Below are 17969 nucleotides of genomic sequence, written 5' to 3' on the forward strand. Positions count from 1 at the left end.
TGCGGTGAATACGTTCCCGGGCCTTGTACACACCGCCCGTCACACCACGAAAGTTAATTGCAACAGAAGTATCAGGGTCGTCCTGGTCCTAAGTTGTGATTAGTAATTGGGGTGAAGTCGTAACAAGGTAGCCGTACCGGAAGGTGCGGCTGGATCACCTCCTTTATATTTTCTTTCTTCGGAGAGGAAATATAGGTCGATCGCGAGATTGGAGAGGGTAACACCGAACCGTTTCAAGTTGGCCGTTCGCACATTTAAGATTTGAAGGGCTGTAGTTATAAGTCCTCATGACTGTAATGGCATGGGCTCATAGCTCAGCTGGTCAGAGCGCACGCTTGATAAGCGTGAGGTCGGTGGTTCGATCCCACCTGGGCCCACCAATTTGTACAGCACAAGGGGCTGTAGCTCAGTTGGGAGAGCGCCTGCTTTGCAAGCAGGAGGTCGTCGGTTCGATCCCGATCAGCTCCAACTTTAAATCTTGAATAATGTAGACGCAAGCGACAAATTTTTAAGATCTTTGAAAATTAGATTCGTATAATCACTCTATTTGGAGTAAGACTCAAGTAGAAGCATCCAAATACGAAATTATAGATTAGAAAGACCAAGCGTTTTCTGTATATAAGTATATGTGAATACTTATATATAAGAACACACAATTACGAAGAGAACATAGAAGTCGTAATAAGCGTAAGATTGTATTCGCGATATCCGAGAGGATATCGGATTAAAGAATATGGTCAAGCTACAAGGGTGTATGGTGAATGCCTTGGTGTCAGAAGCCGAAGAAAGACGTGATAAGCTGCGATAAGCCTCGGGTAGGAGCAAATATCCATTGATCCGGGGATTTCTGAATGGGGGAACCCTTATATATGAAAGTATATAAACAGTAAGAGGAAGGTTTGGCCTTCGGGCCTTAAGGTACTCTTATATGAGGCAACCTAGGGAAGTGAAACATCTCAGTACCTAGAGGAAAAGAAATCAAAAGAGATTCCCAAAGTAGTGGCGAGCGAAATGGGAGATAGTCCAAACCGTCCTCCGCACTGTGCCTGTTAAGGCGGGCAGAGTGCGTGGGGCGGGGTTGTAGGGCTCGTCCGGTTTAGAGCCGGGAAGTTACCAAGTATCACATTAGCTGAATAATCTGGAAAGTTTAACCAAAGCAGGTGACAGTCCTTTAAGCGAAAATGTAGATACCTTCCGACGAGTACCTGAGTACTACTGGGCACGTGCAATCCGGTAGGAACCTGGGGAGACCACTCTCCAAGACTAAATACTCTCTGGCAACCGATAGTGAACCAGTACCGCGAGGGAAAGGCGAAAAGAACCCCTAACGGGGAGTGAAATAGAACCTGAAACCGTACATCTACAAGCTGTAGTAGCACTATGCCGTAGCAATACGGAATGTGCGACTGCGTGCCTGTTGAAGAATGATCCAGCGAGTTAATGGGCCGAGCAAGGTTAAGGGCTGAAGAGGTCCGGAGCCGTAGTGAAAGCGAGCATGAAATATGCGAATAGTTCGTTCCATTAGACCCGAAGCCAAGTGATCTAACCCTGTCCAGGATGAAGCTTGCGTAACAGCGAGTGAAGGTCCGGAGTGTTGAACGTTGAAAAGTTCCTACATGAGGTGGGGTTAGGGGTGAAAGGCCAATCGAACTTGGTGATAGCTGGTTCTCCTCGAAATAGCTTTAGGGCTAGCGTCGTAATTTAACCCGTGGGGGTAGAGCACTGGTTGATGTAGGGGAAGCGACCCTTCTTCCGAATTCAGTCAAACTCCGAATACCGCGGCGGATATTACGGCAGTCAGTTCGTGAGGGATAAGCTTCACGTGCGAAAGGGAAACAGCCCAGACCGTCAATTTAGGTCCCAAAATGTATGCTAAGTGGTAAAGGATGTGGATTTACTTAAACAGCTAGGAGGTTGGCTTAGAAGCAGCCATCCTTTGAAGAGTGCGTAATAGCTCACTAGTCGAGTGAATCTGCGCCGAAGATGACTCGGGGCTAAGCATACTACCGAAATTACGGGTTGCAGAGTGATTCGTCATTCTGCAGCGGTAGAGGAGCGTTATTAACGCAGCGAAGGTATACCGTAAGGAGTGCTGGAGCGTTAATAAGTGAGAATGCTGGAATGAGTAGCGATAAGGAAGGTGAGAATCCTTCCCACCGAAAATCTAAGGATTCCTAGAGCAATGTTCGTCAGCTCAGGGTTAGTCGGTCCTAAGCTCAGGCCGAAAGGCGTAGGCGAAAGGGCATCCGGTTAATATTCCGGAACTATGTTAAGTGCGTCATCACTCAGGGAGGGACGCAGGAAGGTAAACCGGCCGGTCAGGGAATGTACCGGTGAAAGGTCGTAGATAGGCTTGATAGGCAAATCCGTCAGGTCGTTAATTCGAAAGCCGATGCGAGCGTGTAGCAATACATGTGAAGCGGTCCAACTACACTGCCAAGAAAAACTTCGTGGGGAGTGCTTAATATAACCGTACCGTAAACCGACACAGGTGGATGGGTAGAAAATACTAAGGTGCGCGAGATAACCATCGTTAAGGAACTAGGCAAACTAGCTCCGTAACTTCGGAAGAAGGAGTGCCTGAGTAGGGCTGTAGCAATACAGTTTGAAAAGGTCGCAGTGAAATGGGCTTCGTGACTGTTTAACAAAAACTTAGGGCTCTGCTGAAATCACAAGATGATGTATAGGGCCTGATGCCTGCCCGGTGCCGGAAGGTCAAGGGGAAGGGTTAGCCGCAAGGCGAAGCTCCGAACTTAAGCCCCGGTAAACGGCGGCGGTAACTATAACCGTCCTAAGGTAGCGAAATTCCTTGTCGGGTAAGTTCCGACCTGCACGAATGGCATAACAAAGAAGCCGCTGTCTCAACGATGGGCTCGGCGAAATTGTGGTGCAAGTGAAGACGCTTGCTGCATGCAACAAGACGAAAAGACCCTATGGAGCTTTACTGTAACTTGTCATTGAAATACGGTGTACAATACGTAGGATAGCTGGGAGCCTTTGAAGCATCTCTTGAGGGAGGTGTGGAGGCAACGGTGAAATACCAGCTTTTGTGGATTGTGTTTCTAACTTACACCCGTGAATCCGGGTTGAGGACATTGGCAGGCGGGCAGTTTGACTGGGGCGGTCGCCTCCTAAAGAGTAACGGAGGCGTTCAAAGATTCTCTCAGAGTGAATAGAAATCACTCATCGAGCGCAAAGGTAGAAGAGAGTTTGACTGCGAGGACGACGGTCCGAGCAGGTGCGAAAGCAGGACTTAGTGATCCGGTGGTCCCTCGTGGGAGGGCCATCGCTCAACGGATAAAAGCTACCCTGGGGATAACAGGCTGATCGGGCCCAAGAGTTCACATCGACGGCTCGGTTTGGCACCTCGATGTCGGCTCATCACATCCTCCCGCTGAAGCAGGTGGGAAGGGTTGGACTGTTCGTCCATTAAAGTGGTACGTGAGCTGGGTTCAGTACGTCGTGAGACAGTACGGTCTCTATCTGTTGTGTGCGTAGGAAACTTGAGAGGAGTTGTCCATAGTACGAGAGGGCCTGGATGAACGAACCTCCTGTATCTCAGTTGTCGTGTCAACGGCATAGCTGATTAGCGGTGTTCGGTAGGGATAAGTGCTGAAAGCATATAAGCACGAAACCCGCCTCAAGATAAGGTTTCCCTGGACTATATGTCCCATAAGACCCCCGGAAGACTACCGGGTTGATAGGCAGAAAGTGTACGCATAGTAATATGTTTAGCTAATCTGTACTAATAGGTCGTGAGGCTTGGCCGTATTCTTTAATCCAGAATATAATTGACGCATTGATTTGTGTTCTGAAAGCCTTGGTTTTCTAATTGAAAGCGAATCTATTTTCATTCTTACCTAAGTGGGCGCGAGAGCGTCCGAGGGGAAACCCGAAATAAAGGGGTAGGAATGAGACTGATGTTTATTCCGATGAGGCCACACCCGTTCCCATTCCGAACACGGCAGTTAAGCTCATCAGGGTCGATGGTAGTAGCACCCAATTCGGTGCTGTCAGAGTAGATCGATGTCAGTCTCATTGCTACCCTTTTTTTGCACTAAAGGGATATAACTTAACCGCTCGAATTCTATTCGGGCGGTTTTTTATTTCTTTAAGCCCTTAAAAGAACACTTTCTGTTGTGTTACATTTTATTATAGTGATTTAATAGGAAAAGCTCTTCCTTTTGTATATCATTAAATTTTCTTATCGACAGCTTCCCCCGAGTATATCCTTGAGGGCTTTTCCTGTTTCTATATCTTCTTAAAGAGTTTTATACGGAGCTATTCTGCCGAATAGTGGTTGTTATAGGGCAAAAATATTTTATGTCCATAGGTGTTAAAAGGTGAACTTTAAAAATATTTTATTGTTAGAATAGGGCTTTTTCTCTGCTATATCTGATGGACTCTCGGTTTTTAAATGTTATAATTCCATTATTGTCATAAGATAATTGTTTTTAAAAAATTTTCTTAGTGAAGGTTCTTTAAGCGTTATTGCAAAAGGAATAAAGGGTAGAATGGGGGGAGACGTATGGAAGCGAGAGAATACTATCAAAAATTATTCAGGAAGAAACTCAAGATTATTATTCCGCTTATATTTTTTGAAAGCGTATCACTGTTAGGGATAGTTTTCAGTATTTTGGGCATTTTGCCCAGGGGATATTTAATATCGTCGATAGCGGTATGTGCGGTTTCTTTTTTATGTTTGGCTTTCGTTTTGATTTCTTTGCTTAAAGAATTTTTTTCTTTCATTAGATTAAATCCTCCAGAAAATTGATAATTATTTTATGAAAAAATGCCCCGCATTTTTTGCGGAGCTAGATTTATATATTTGGGAGGAATGAACGAATACTAAATTGAGCTAAATTTCCGCAGGGCAAGACCTGCCTAGCGTAGAAAGATTCTCCCCATAAAGAAAGTTGATGAGATGGAAAGTCTTAAGAGGCTTTTCGTCTAAATAGTTCTAACAATTTATTACTAACTCTTCAGGCGCTATTGCCCTTGCTTTTTCTAATAGGATATATAAACAGCCGGATATTGCAATTATAATCTGCAGATAAATTCAAAATAGCAATATAGAGTATAGAGAATTATATCAGAAAGTGTATCCAATAGATAGAGTCGTAATATCGTATTGGCTTTGAGGTTTAGGCTCAATATTTTTGTATGTGGTGCGATTTCAAATAGTATGTTCCAGAGGCAAAGCCCCAAAATTCGGAGGCATATGCGCCCATTAGTGTTTTGGCGGCAATATGTTTTGCTATAAAACCAGGTTTCTGTTATAAAGCTTTACAGTGGATCTCCGAGAAAGTTTTTTCTTTAATTGAATAGTATAAATGGAATGGTATTTTATGTTTTAAGCTATAAAAATATTTATTTTCAATCAATCGCTAGGAGTTTATGCAAAAGAAAAACTGACAAAGAGAGGGCTTATTTTATACGGTCTTTGTTTTTGATTTTATATTTGCTTTAGAGTTGCAATTTAGAGGCGTAACATTAAAATACGGTTGATTTCAGAGAAGTGCTTGCAAATTTGTGTGGAAATATCGTACAATAATAACAATAGCTGCGGATAAACATTACAAACATAGAGCTTGTAAAAGGCAGTTAGAATTGATAAGATAAAATTATCTTGCAGTATAGATTTCGGGAATAGCTTTAGGCCTGCTAAACATAAAGTTTAAGCAGCAGGTCTTTAGCCGTCCTTTTTTCCGCTTAAAAAAGTGGAGAAAACAGCCGGCAAAAGATCGGGCTTCCCGATGATAATAAAAAGTATGAACTTAACAAAAGAACAGAAAAAAGAAAGGTCCCAGAGTCTAGCGGAAGAGATAAAGAAATCCGCCGGAATCTTCTTTACCGGATATCAGGGTTTAAAGTTCACGGAACTTGCTGCTTTAAGGGCGAGCCTTTCCGATGCTAAATGCAAATTTAGAATCGAAAGGAACTCAATTTTAGAGCATGCCTTGAAAAATGCCGGGGTTGAAGGCGTGGAAGAAAGCCTGTTAAAAGGGCCGACTGCCATCGCTATTCTTAAAGAAGACGGCGACGTCGCTATGGCGGCGAAAGGTTTGGCTGACTTCAGCAAGAAAATGGAAACCTTTAAGATAAGAGCGGGCTATACCGACGGTGTATGGTACGACGAAGCTAAGGTAAAAGTACTTGCTACCATTGGCAGCAGGGAAGACAACCTCAGCAAGTTGGCCGGGGTTCTGTACAGTGCAGTTGCCCAAAGCGCGCAGGTATTGCAGGCTCCTATCAGAGACTTTGCTTATGTTCTTAAAGCTGTCGAAGACAGCAAGAAATAAGGAAGGTCAAACCCGCCTAAGAGCGGTAGTAGCCCCGTAAGGGATAAATGCACGGGTTTAGGCAAGGCCTAAGCAGAAGGCAGCTACTCAAAGATAATAAGGAAAAAAATACAATGGCAAAATTAACGAAAGAAGAACTTCTCAACGCGATAGCTGAGATGACGGTACTTGAGCTTTCCGAGCTCGTAAAAGCAGTAGAAGAAAAATTTGGCGTAAAAGCCGCCGCTCCCGCGGTAGCGGTAGCCGCCGCTCCCGCCGCCGGCGCCGGTGCAGCCGCCGCTGAAGAGAAGGACGAGTTCAATGTAGTATTAGCGTCCGTAGACGCCGCTAAGAAAATCGCGGTAATCAAAGTAGTACGCGAAATCACGGGCTTAGGTCTTAAGGAAGCCAAAGACTTGGTCGAAGGCGCTCCCAAGGCCGTAAAAGAGAACGTAGCCAAAGCCGAAGCTGAAGAGATGAAGAAGAAAATCACCGAAGCGGGCGGCACCGTTGAACTCAAATAATAGCCAAAAGATATAAACAGTCCCCGGCCCGCCTAAGGCGGGCGGGGGCTTATGTGCCTAAAGCACATCGAAAAGGCAGCGCAGGAAGCTAGAAAATGAAACAATTAAATTTCGGCAAAATTAAGACAAAATTACCCCTCCCCAATTTGTTGGACATGCAAAAGCAGTCCTTTGAAGATTTTTTACAGTTAGATGTTGCCCCCGAAAAGCGCGATTTTAGAGGTTTGCAAGCCGCTTTTACGGACGTTTTCCCGATAGAAGCGCCCGACGGCAGCATGACTTTGGAATTTGTTAAATATGAACTTTCAGCCCCGAAATATGCCTCCCCGGCGGAAGCGGCCGTAAAAGACGGCACGTACAGCGCTCCGCTCAGAGTATGGCTGCGCCTTAACATTAAACAGAAGAACGGCGCTTTGAAAGAGGGCAAAGAAGAGGATATCACCCTCTGCGAGTTACCTTTAATGACGGAATCGGGCTGCTTTGTATTCAACGGTGCCGAACGTGTAATAGTAAGCCAGCTGCACAGATCTCCGGGCATTATTTTTGAAGAGGACGAAGAAAAGAAACAATCCACCTTGGGTAAAAAGCTCTATGTGGCGCGCATTATTCCTTACAGAGGCGCGTGGGTGGAATTCCAATTCGATTTAGCGAACGTTCTCTGGGTAAGAATAGACAGAAAGAAAAAGGTTTTGGCCACGACTTTCCTGCGCGCGTGCGGCCTTGAAACCAACGGAGAGATTTTACAGGCTTTTTATCAGACGGAAGACATAGACGTAAAAGTACAAGATATAGATAATGTGGTCGGTCGCTACGCGGCGGAAGATATAGTGGATCCCGCGACGGGCGAAGTAATTTGGAACTTGGACGACAAGGCCGCCACGCCTATTGACGATAAGACCGTAAAGATTTTGCTTGAAAAGAAAGTCAAAAAGATAAAAGTTCTTGCCGGTAATCCCAGGCAGGACAACCCCGGTATTTTGGCCACTTTGGAAGCCAAGAAAGAGGAGGCAAAAACCGCTCAGGAAGCCCAGTTTGAGATTTACAAACGTTTAAGAGGACAGGATTTTATCGTAAAAGAGCAGGCCGAGCAATTTTTGGACAGCTTAATCTTCAATAATAATAAACGTTACGATTTAAGCTATGTAGGCCGCTTTAAGATCAACAAGAAGTTTGCTCCCTTCTTTGATATGCTTACGAAGGCTTCTTTCAAGAAATTTAACCGCCCTTCGGACAAGAGAAGAACCTTGGCGCCGGAAGACATAATAGTAACGCTCCAATATTTATTGGCGCTTAACGCGGGCGAAGAATACATAGCCGAAAGATACGGCGACAGCATAGATTTTAAACTTGACGATATCGACCACTTGGGCAACAGGCGCGTACGCGGCATCGGCGAATTGCTGGAGAACCAGATCCGCGTCGGTCTTTCCCAGATGGCCAAGACCGCCAGGGATAAGATGAACAAGGAAACTTCCACCCAGAAGCCTACCCCGCGTTCATTGGTAAACGCGCAGCCGGTGGCGGGAATAATTAGGAAGTTCTTCGGTACTTCGCAGCTTTCGCAATTTATGGACCAAATCAATCCGCTTTCGGAACTTACGCACAAACGCAGATTATCGGCTTTGGGCCCCGGCGGTTTGAACAGGAAGCGCGCGGGCTTTGAGGTCCGCGACGTGCACCATACGCATTACGGCAGGCTCTGCCCGATAGAAACACCGGAAGGACCGAACATCGGTTTGATAACTTCTTTGGCCTGCTATTCCAAGGTAAACAAATACGGTTTGCTTGAGTCTCCGTTCAGAAAGGTAGAGAACGGCAAGGCTACCGACAAAGTGGAATATCTTACCGCGGATATAGAAGACGACTATATGGTAGCTCAGTCCAATACTCCTTTAGGGCCGGACGGTAAATTATTGGCAGAGCAAGTGGCTTGCCGCGTACAATCGGATTATCCTTTGGTGGCGCCTAGCGAAGTGGACTATATGGATATTTCGCCTTTGCAGGTAATCAGCGTATCGGCGGCATTGATCCCGTTCTTGGAGCATGACGACGCGAACCGCGCCTTGATGGGCTGCAACATGCAGCGCCAGGGCGTACCTTTGCTTAAAGCGGAAGCCCCGCTTGTGGGTACGGGCATAGAAGCGGCGGTAGCCAGGGATTCCGGCTCTTCTATGGTAGCCAAAGAGGACGGAACGGTAATATTTGCTTCTGCTGATATTATAGCGGTAGAATCTGCCAAGAGCGGCAAAACAGAAATTTACGAACTTACCAAGTATAAACGTTCCAACCAAGACACCTGCGTCAACCACAAGCCTTTGGTAAAAGCGGGCGACAAAGTGGTAAAGGGGCAGGTATTGGTGGACGGGCCTTCGATGGACGACGGCATTTTGGCTTTGGGCCGCAACCTTTTGGTTGGCTTTATGAGCTGGGAAGGCTACAACTACGAAGACGCCATTTTGATATCCAACAGATTGGTAAAGGAAGATATTTTAACTTCAATACACTTGCACGAGTTTTCGACCGACGCGCGCAATACCAAATTGGGCGCGGAGGAAATAACGCGTGATATCCCCAATATCGGTACGGAAGCGCTTTCGCACTTGGACGAGGACGGCATAATAATTCCCTCTACGGTAGTGGGACCCGGCGACATATTGGTCGGCAAGGTAACGCCTAAAGGCGAGCAGCAGCTTACGCCGGAAGAGCGCTTGCTGAAGGTAATCTTCGGCAAGAAAGCCGATGACGTTGTGGATGCCTCCTTAAGAGTACCACCCGGCACTACGGGCAAGGTAATCGGAACGAGGGTTTTTGTCCGCAAGGAAAAACTGTCGAAGGCGGAAGAAAAAGCGAAACTCAAAGCTTTGGATACCGAGATGCAGCGCAATTTGGAAACTTTGAAAGAGCAGAAGAAACGCGCTTTGGAATATGTGAGAGAAACCGTAAAAGGCGCGGAATTAAAGAAAGCTGAAGAGTCTATGCAGAATCTTTACAGGCTTCTTGAGAAACGTCTGCTTGAGCATTATGAGCGCGAGAAAGATTTTTCGTCCAAGGGCGACGAATTGCCGGTAACGGTAAACAAGTCGGTAAAAGTATTTATAGCTTCAAAGAGGAAGGTACAGGTAGGCGACAAACTTTCCGGCCGCCATGGAAACAAGGGTGTAGTAGCCAAGATACTGCCGGAAGAAGATATGCCGTTCTTACCCGACGGCACTCCGCTTGACGTAGTGCTTTCGCCTTTGGGTATACCGTCGAGAATGAACGTGGGCCAGCTGTTTGAAACGATGTTAGGCTGGGCCGCGCATCACTTGGCCATACATACGGCGACGCCGGTATTTGACGGACCTAGCGAGGAAGAAGTAAAAGAGCAGGTACGCAAAGCCAAAGATCTGCTTAGAAGCAAAGGCGTACCGGAGAAATATCTGCCCGACGATTACTGCCGCATAACCTTGTACGACGGCAGAACGGGCGAGCCTTTCGCGGAGAAAGTGACTATCGGGTATATGTATATAATGAAGCTGATCCACTTGGTGGAAGACAAGGTCCACTCCAGGTCTACGGGTCCTTACAGCTTGATAACGAGGCAGCCTTTAGGCGGTAAGGCTCAATTCGGCGGACAGAGGTTCGGTGAAATGGAAGTATGGGCCATAGAGGGTTACGGCGCGACGTATACATTGCAGGAATTTTTGACCGTAAAGTCGGACGATTTCGTCGGACGTACGAAGATGTACGAATCAATAGTAAAGGGCGAGCTCCCCAGCCAGCCCGGAGTTCCGGAATCGTTTAAAGTGCTTGTGAAAGAACTTCAGGCATTGGGCGTAAGCGTAGAATTGCTCAAAGAGCATAACGACGGCGAGCAAGGCAAAGAAAGCGCCAAGACAGAAGAAGCAGCTGCTAAATAGTGGAGAGAGAAAATGTTTGACGTATCAAATAATAACAACAAAAAGACGAAGAAATTAGGCGAACTCAACTTTTTTGATTTCGATGCTATCAAATTGGGCATAGCCAGTCCGGAACAAATATTGTCGTGGTCCAGCGGCGAAGTAAAAAAGCCGGAAACGATAAATTACAGGACTTTGAAACCGGAACGGGACGGCTTATTCTGCGAACGCATTTTCGGCCCCACTAAAGACTATGAATGCTCCTGCGGCAAATACAGATGGGTAAAATTCAAAGGTATGTGTTGCGACCGTTGCGGCGTTGAGATTACGGAATCCAAAGTAAGGCGCGAGAGAATGGGCCATATAGAATTGGCCGTACCGGTAGCGCATGTGTGGTTTTTGAGGAAGACACCTTCCAGAATCGGTATTCTTTTGGATATGAAAACCACCGATTTGGAAAGAGTGGTATACTATGCCAGCTATGTGGTGTTGGAAGACACCATCGATTCCGTAACCGGCAGAACGGATTTTAAGAAAGGCGATTTGCTTACCGACGGGCAAGTGCGCGAAGCCAGGAAGAAACACGGCTCCCGCCTGAAAGTCGGCATTGGCGCGCCCGCGATAAAAGAGCTTTTGGCGGGTATCGATTTTGATAAGGAAATCCCCGCTTTGCATTTAGAACTTAAAGAAACGCAGAGCGAGCTTGAAAGAAGCAAACTTATCCGCCGCATCAAAACGATGGAAGAATTCAAAGAAAGCGGCAACAGGCCGGAGTGGATGATAATGTCGGTATTGCCGGTAATTCCGCCTGATTTGAGGCCCTTGGTACCGCTCGACGGCGGCCGTTTTGCTGCTTCGGACTTAAACGATTTATACAGAAGGATCATCAACAGAAACAACCGCTTGAAACACATTGAATCTTTAAGAGCGCCTGAAGTAATGATTTACAATGAAAAGCGCTTATTGCAGGAAGCGGTTGACGCCTTGATAGAGAACGGCGCACGCGGCAAGGTATTCTTGGGCGCGGGCGGCAGGCCTCTTAAATCCCTTTCGGACGTTATTAAAGGAAAGCACGGACGTTTCCGTCAGAACTTGCTGGGTAAACGCGTGGACTATTCCGGCCGTTCGGTAATCGTGGTAGGGCCTAACTTGAAGCTCCATCAGTGCGGCTTGCCGAAATTGATGGCTTTGGAATTGTTCAAACCGTTTATCATCGGCGAATTGATGAAGAAAGACGGCATCACTTTGAAAGCGGCCAAGAAGATGTTGGAACGCGTCCGCCCGGAAATTTGGGATATATTGGAGAAGGTGACGAAGAACCATCCTGTACTTTTAAACCGCGCTCCTACATTGCACCGCTTGGGTATACAGGCTTTTGAGCCTGTCTTGATAGAAGGTAAAGCTATACAGCTGCACCCGCTTACCTGTGCGGCTTTCAACGCCGACTTCGACGGTGACCAAATGGCCGTACACGTTCCTTTGACTTTAGAAGCGCAGATAGAGGCGCGCACCTTGATGTTGGCGACGAACAACATTCTTTCGCCGGCGTCGGGCAGGCCGATAGCTTCGCCTTCACACGATATGGTATTGGGCATAAACTTTATGACCAAGATTAAAGACGGCGATAAAGGCGAGGGTTCCATTTTTGCCGACGGCGAAGGCGCGGTAATAGCTTATGAATACGGCAAACTCTCGCTTCACGCCAAGATAAAAGTAGCTGATATTACCGGAGTGGAAGACGAAGGCAAAGATATATCCAAATGGAAAAATTACACTTCGGTCGGGCGCATACTTTTCAACAGGATATTGCCCAAAGGTTGGAAGTTTGAGAATCGCGACATCGGCAAGAAAGAGCTTGCCGCAATAGTAAGCGAATGTTATAAAAACCCGAAATACGGCAAATACGAGACCGTACAGCTCTTGGACAGAATTATGGATACGGGTTATAAATACGCGACGAAGTCGGGTTTGTCCATCTCGATAGCGGACATGATAGTCCCGGCCGCGAAAGAAAAACGCGTAGCCGAAGCCAAGAAACAAGTAAAAGCTATACAGAAACAAGCCGAGCAGGGTATCATAACGGAAGGCGAAAGATACAATAAAGTTATCGATATTTGGACAAAAGTGACGGACGAAGTTGCCGAAGAGCTGTTTAAAGAGATGAGCTCCGTAGAGAAACAACCGGTAACGGAAGGCAATCAAAAATTCAACTCTGTATACTTGATGGCCAATTCCGGTGCGAGGGGTTCCAGACAGCAAGTACGCCAGCTGGCGGGTATGAGAGGTTTGATGGCCAAACCGCAGAAGAAGCTGACCGGCGGACAGGGCGAAATTATCGAATCGCCTATTACGGCAAACTTTAGGGAAGGCCTTTCGGTATTGGAATACTTTATATCTACGCACGGTGGACGTAAAGGTTTGTCTGATACGGCTTTGAAAACGGCCGACGCGGGTTACCTTACCAGACGTTTGGTTGACGTAGGCCATAACTTGGTGGTAACGCAGGACGACTGCGGAACTTCCGACGGAGTATTACTCAAGGCTTTAATGTCTGGTGAAGAGGTTATCGAACCGCTTGAGGAAAGAGCTTTGGGCCGCTGCGCCTTGGAAGACATAACGGTAAAGGACGGGGATAAGGACGTCGTAATAATAAAGAAAGGCGACATAATCAGCCCCGACCAGGCCGCGGCTATAAAGAAATACGGCATAGAATCGGTAAGGGTACGCTCCGTGCTTACCTGTGCTTCGCCTTTCGGCATCTGCGCCAAATGCTACGGAAACAGTTTGGCTACGGGCGCACTGGCGAGAAAGGGCGATACGGTAGGTATAATCGCGGCGCAGTCGATCGGCGAGCCTGGTACCCAGCTTACTTTGAGGACATTCCACATCGGTGGTGCGGCTTCGCGCGTACTGAGCAGATCTCAGGCTGTAGCGGAAGCCAACGGCAAAGCCGTATTTAAAGACATCAAGCTTATTACCGATAGATTTGACAATAAAATTTGTATATCCAGAAACGGCTCTATATTTGTAGAGGCGGAAAATGGTAAAATATATGAATATAAGATACAGTACGGCGCCAGGATTTATGTAGACGATAAATCTAAGGTGACAAAAGATACTGTAATGGCAGAGTGGGATCCGCACTCCTTGCCGGTAATAGCGGAAACCGACGGCGTAATCAAACTTGTAGACATACAAGAAGGTATGACGCTGCAGGAAGAAAGGAACAAAGTTACCGGTATAATCGAGCGCAAGATAACCGCGAGCAAAGTGGGCAGGAAGAACCCGCGCGTAATCATTGAGGGCAAGAAAGACAAATATACTTATCCGCTCCCGATCGATACGATATTGCTTGTGGAATCTGGCGAAGAGGTGTTGGCGGGCGACGTCTTGGCGAAGATAGCCAGGGAAGCCGGCAGCACGAAGGATATTACGGGCGGTCTGCCCAGAATCGCGGAGCTTTTTGAAGCCCGCAGGCCCAAGAACCCTGCCATCATAGCGGAATTTTCAGGTGTGATAAGGCTGGAAACATCTCCGAAAGGGCTAATAGAGGTAGTCCTTAGGAACGATGAAATCAATAAAGAGGAGCATTACAGCATACCGCAAGGCAAACACTTGGTCGTATACGAAGGCGACAAAGTGGCTGTAGGCGAGGCTTTAACGGACGGCGCCATAGACCCTCACGACGTGCTGCGCGTAAAGGGTATAAAGGAAGTGCAGGAGTTCCTGCTCAACGCGATACAGGAAGTTTACAGACTGCAAGGCGTAACCATCAATGATAAACACATTGAGGTTATAGTCAGGCAGATGTTAAGCAATGTCCGTATCCAAGACGCGGGAGATACGACTTTCTTAAAAGGCGAGATCGTCAACAAATCGGTGTTTGACAGAGAGAACAGACGGATAAAAGCCCAAGGCAAGAAGGAAGCGCAGGCCGAGACGATACTGTTGGGTATCAGCAAGGCGTCATTGGCGAGCGAATCTTTCATATCTGCGGCGAGCTTCCAGGAGACCACAAAAGTCTTGACGGACGCGGCGATCAAAGGGCAGGTAGACCGTTTGGAAGGTTTGAAGGAAAACGTGATTGTAGGACATCTAATCCCTGCGGGCACCGGTATATCAGCAAAAGAAATCACGGAAGAATTTGAAGAGAAAAGCAAAAAAGAAATAGGAGAGAATTAAATAATGCCGACAGTAAACCAATTGATAAAACACGGCAGAAGCAAAGCTGAGTTTAAAACTAAAGCTCCGGCTTTGAACGCCTGCCCGCAAAGGCGCGGCGTTTGCACCCGTGTATATACGACCACTCCGAAAAAACCGAACTCGGCTTTAAGGAAAGTGGCCCGTGTTAAGTTAACCTCCAAGACGGAAGTTACAGCATATATTCCCGGTGTGGGACACAACCTCCAGGAGCACAGCATCGTGCTGGTGCGCGGCGGCCGTGTAAAAGACTTGCCGGGCGTAAGATATCACATAATCCGCGGCGCTTTGGACGCTTCGGGTGTAGAGAACAGGAAGCAGGGCAGATCCCTTTACGGAGTAAAACGCCCGAAAGCCGGAAAATAGGAGATTGACTTAATATGCCGAGAAAAGGTTTAAGACCTAGAGACAGAAGGGCGTTGCCCCCCGCCGATTACAAGTACAATTCGGTACTTATGGCTAGGTTCATCAACAAAATAAATTTTGAGGGCAAGAGATCTACCGCCGAGAAGATCGTATTCAAGGCGATGGACATCATAAAGGAAAAGACGAAATCCGATCCTCTTGAGGTATTCAATACCTGCATAGAGAACGTAAGGCCTTTATTGGAAGTAAAGGCGCGCCGCGTAGGCGGGGCGACCTATCAAGTACCGGTAGAGGTAAAACCGATCAGGAGCACTTCCGTGGCGATGAGATGGCTTTTGGCCGCGGCGCAATCCAGAAAAGGCAGACCTATGGCCGAGAAATTGGCCGAGGAAATCCTTTTGGGCGCGAAGAAAGAAGGCTCGGCTTTCAAGAAAAGAGAAGATACTCACAAGATGGCCGAAGCGAACAGAGCTTTCGCTCATTTCAAATGGTAATCGGGTAGCGACATGGCAGATAACAATGTATTTCCTTTAGAGAAAATCAGAAACATCGGTATTATCGCTCATATCGACGCCGGTAAGACCACCACGACGGAACGTATCCTTTATTATACGGGCCGCACGCACAAAATCGGCGAGACGCACGACGGCGCCTCGGTAACCGACTGGATGGAGCAGGAAAGGGAGCGCGGTATCACCATCACTTCCGCGGCCGTGTACTGCAAATGGCGCGATTGTCAGTTTAACATCATTGACACTCCGGGACACGTGGACTTCACGGCCGAAGTGGAACGCTCTTTGCGCGTTCTCGACGGCGCAGTATGCTGCTTTGACGGCGTACAGGGTGTAGAACCTCAGTCTGAAACGGTGTGGCGCCAGGCCGATAAATACGGCGTACCCAGAATCGCTTATATCAATAAGATGGACAGAATCGGCGCGAACTTCAAAAAGTCTGCGCAGTCTATCGTAGAGAAGCTGGGCGGCAACGCCTGCCCGATCCAAATCCCAATAGGGGCGGAATCGGAATTTAAGGGCGTGGTAGACCTTATTAAGATGAAGGCGATAGTGTGGGAAGGCGACCAAGTCGGCGCGCCGTTCCACGAGGAAGATATCCCCGCCGATCTTAAAGACGAGGCGGAAGCTGCCAGAGCGCACATGCTGGAGAAAATCGCCGATTTCGACGATTCCATTATGGAACGCTACTTGAACGGCGAGGCTAACTTTTCGGAAGAAGAAATCCGCAGCGCGATAAGACGCGGTACTTTAACGGGCAAATTCTTCCCGGTGGTATGCGGCTCCTCTTACAAGAACAAAGGCGTACAGCCTTTGCTTGATGCCGTATGCTACTATTTGCCGTCTCCTATGGACATTCCCCCGGTAAAGGGCACGAATCCCGACACCGGCGAGGAAGAGACCAGAACTCATTCAGATAAAGATCCGTTCTGCGCTTTACTCTTCAAAATACAGACCGATCCTTATGTAGGTAAATTGTCCTTCTTCAGGATTTATTCGGGCAAACTCGATGCGGGCGATACGGTGCTTTTCCCGTCCAAGAACGCGCAGGAAAGAATCGGCCGTATCATGCGTTTGCACGCCAATAAGAGAGAAGAGGTAAAATCTCTTAGAGCCGGCGACATCGCCGCTACGGTGGCTTTGAAAAACGCTTCGGTCGGGCAGACTTTCTGCTCCCCCGATCACCCGATAGTGCTCGAGAGCATCACGTTCCCCGAGCCTGTAATTTCCATCGCGGTAGAGCCTAAATCCAAAGACGATTCCGACAAAATGTCGACGGCTTTGGCCAAGCTTGCGGAGGAAGACCAGACCTTCCGCGTTCGCACCGACGAAGAAACGGGCCAGACCGTTATTTCGGGTATGGGCGAATTGCACTTGGATATCATCGTGGATCGTATGAAACGCGAGTTCAATGTACAGGCCAATGTGGGTGCTCCTCAGGTAGCTTACAGGGAAACCATTACCAAGACCGTACAGCAGGAAAGCAAGTTCATCAGGCAGTCGGGCGGTAAAGGTCAGTACGGACACGTATTCTTGCGTCTTGAGCCTCAGCCGGCGGGCAAAGGCTTTGAGTTCGTCAACGAAATCACGCAAGGCCGCATACCGCGCGAGTATATCCCCGCGGTTGAAAAGGGCTGCAGAGAAGCCTTGGAAAGCGGCGCTTTGGCGGGTTATCCGTTGGTGGACGTTAAAGTGGCGGTATACGACGGTTCATTCCACGAGGTAGACTCTTCGGAAATGGCGTTTAAGATTGCCGCGTCAATGGGCTTGAAAGAGGGTGCCAAGAAAGCCGCGCCGATATTGCTCGAGCCTATTATGAAGGTGGAAGTCGTAACGCCGGAAGCGAACATGGGCGATATTATGGGCGATTTGAGCTCCCGCCGCGCCAAGATTGGCGAGATGGGCGAGCGCGGAAACGCCAAATACATCAAAGCTCAAGTTCCGCTTTCCGAGATGTTCGGATACGCCACGACGGTGCGTTCATTGTCGCAAGGCAGGGCCTCTTTCACGATGGAACCCAGCCACTATGAAGAAGTACCGGCTAACGTCGCTAAAGGTATAATCGAAAAGAAAACGGCCGTAGCGGCAAAATAAAATATTTTAAGGCTGCCTCTTTTTAGGGGCAGCCTTATCTGAATTTAGGGAGAGATATTTATGGCAAAGGAGAAGTTTTCAAGGAACAAACCGCACGTAAACGTAGGAACGATC

8 protein-coding genes, 2 tRNA genes and 3 rRNA genes are annotated in these 17969 nt (G+C 47.6%); all 13 read left to right on the top strand.

Annotated features, from left to right (window positions below; translation table 11 throughout):
* A 16S ribosomal RNA gene (locus ACQY3M_RS07380) occupies positions 1 to 165 on the top strand; the annotation flags it as partial.
* 138 nt (positions 166 to 303) lie between these two features.
* Positions 304 to 380, top strand: a tRNA-Ile gene (locus ACQY3M_RS07385).
* Positions 381 to 395: 15 nt separating this feature from the next.
* Positions 396 to 468: transfer RNA gene (locus tag ACQY3M_RS07390), tRNA-Ala, on the top strand.
* A 267-nt stretch (positions 469 to 735) separates the two neighbouring features.
* Positions 736 to 3770 (top strand): 23S ribosomal RNA (locus ACQY3M_RS07395).
* Between the two features lie 146 nt (positions 3771 to 3916).
* Positions 3917 to 4035: ribosomal RNA gene (gene rrf, locus ACQY3M_RS07400) — 5S ribosomal RNA — on the top strand.
* A gap of 493 nt (positions 4036 to 4528) precedes the next feature.
* Positions 4529 to 4774 carry a hypothetical protein gene (locus tag ACQY3M_RS07405; protein WP_428067166.1) on the top strand — a complete coding sequence of 82 codons (246 nt, stop codon included), beginning with the start codon at positions 4529 to 4531 and terminating at the stop codon, positions 4772 to 4774.
* 997 nt (positions 4775 to 5771) lie between these two features.
* Positions 5772 to 6302 carry a 50S ribosomal protein L10 gene (gene rplJ, locus ACQY3M_RS07410; protein WP_428067168.1) on the top strand — a complete coding sequence of 177 codons (531 nt, stop codon included), beginning with the start codon at positions 5772 to 5774 and terminating at the stop codon, positions 6300 to 6302.
* A 113-nt stretch (positions 6303 to 6415) separates the two neighbouring features.
* Positions 6416 to 6805 carry a 50S ribosomal protein L7/L12 gene (rplL, locus tag ACQY3M_RS07415; RefSeq protein WP_428067170.1) on the top strand — a complete coding sequence of 130 codons (390 nt, stop codon included), beginning with the start codon at positions 6416 to 6418 and terminating at the stop codon, positions 6803 to 6805.
* A 95-nt stretch (positions 6806 to 6900) separates the two neighbouring features.
* Positions 6901 to 10704, top strand: a complete 3804-nt coding sequence (gene rpoB, locus ACQY3M_RS07420; protein ID WP_428067171.1) for a DNA-directed RNA polymerase subunit beta — start codon at positions 6901 to 6903, stop codon at positions 10702 to 10704.
* A 12-nt stretch (positions 10705 to 10716) separates the two neighbouring features.
* Positions 10717 to 14865, top strand: coding sequence for a DNA-directed RNA polymerase subunit beta' (rpoC, locus tag ACQY3M_RS07425; RefSeq protein WP_428067172.1), 4149 nt, complete (start codon positions 10717 to 10719; stop codon positions 14863 to 14865).
* A 3-nt stretch (positions 14866 to 14868) separates the two neighbouring features.
* Positions 14869 to 15249, top strand: a complete 381-nt coding sequence (gene rpsL / locus ACQY3M_RS07430; protein ID WP_428067174.1) for a 30S ribosomal protein S12 — start codon at positions 14869 to 14871, stop codon at positions 15247 to 15249.
* 14 nt (positions 15250 to 15263) lie between these two features.
* The gene (rpsG, locus tag ACQY3M_RS07435) at positions 15264 to 15743 is read left to right on the top strand and encodes a 30S ribosomal protein S7 (protein ID WP_428067175.1); all 480 of its coding nucleotides are present in this window, start codon (positions 15264 to 15266) and stop codon (positions 15741 to 15743) included.
* 12 nt (positions 15744 to 15755) lie between these two features.
* Positions 15756 to 17855 carry an elongation factor G gene (fusA, locus tag ACQY3M_RS07440; protein WP_428067177.1) on the top strand — a complete coding sequence of 700 codons (2100 nt, stop codon included), beginning with the start codon at positions 15756 to 15758 and terminating at the stop codon, positions 17853 to 17855.
* The last annotated feature ends 114 nt before the right edge of the window (positions 17856 to 17969 follow it).

Origin of the sequence: Candidatus Proelusimicrobium volucris, from assembly GCF_959605025.1 — a bacterium.
GTDB lineage: Bacteria > Elusimicrobiota > Elusimicrobia > Elusimicrobiales > Elusimicrobiaceae > Proelusimicrobium > Proelusimicrobium volucris.

What these genes read in the sequence shown, in the direction of transcription:
- ACQY3M_RS07405 (WP_428067166.1), top strand. Translation starts at nt 4,529, where the DNA reads ATGGAAGCGAGAGAATACTATCAAAAATTATTCAGGAAGAAACTCAAG.
- rplJ (WP_428067168.1), top strand. Translation starts at nt 5,772, where the DNA reads ATGAACTTAACAAAAGAACAGAAAAAAGAAAGGTCCCAGAGTCTAGCG.
- rplL (WP_428067170.1), top strand. Translation starts at nt 6,416, where the DNA reads ATGGCAAAATTAACGAAAGAAGAACTTCTCAACGCGATAGCTGAGATG.
- rpoB (WP_428067171.1), top strand. Translation starts at nt 6,901, where the DNA reads ATGAAACAATTAAATTTCGGCAAAATTAAGACAAAATTACCCCTCCCC.
- rpoC (WP_428067172.1), top strand. Translation starts at nt 10,717, where the DNA reads ATGTTTGACGTATCAAATAATAACAACAAAAAGACGAAGAAATTAGGC.
- rpsL (WP_428067174.1), top strand. Translation starts at nt 14,869, where the DNA reads ATGCCGACAGTAAACCAATTGATAAAACACGGCAGAAGCAAAGCTGAG.
- rpsG (WP_428067175.1), top strand. Translation starts at nt 15,264, where the DNA reads ATGCCGAGAAAAGGTTTAAGACCTAGAGACAGAAGGGCGTTGCCCCCC.
- fusA (WP_428067177.1), top strand. Translation starts at nt 15,756, where the DNA reads ATGGCAGATAACAATGTATTTCCTTTAGAGAAAATCAGAAACATCGGT.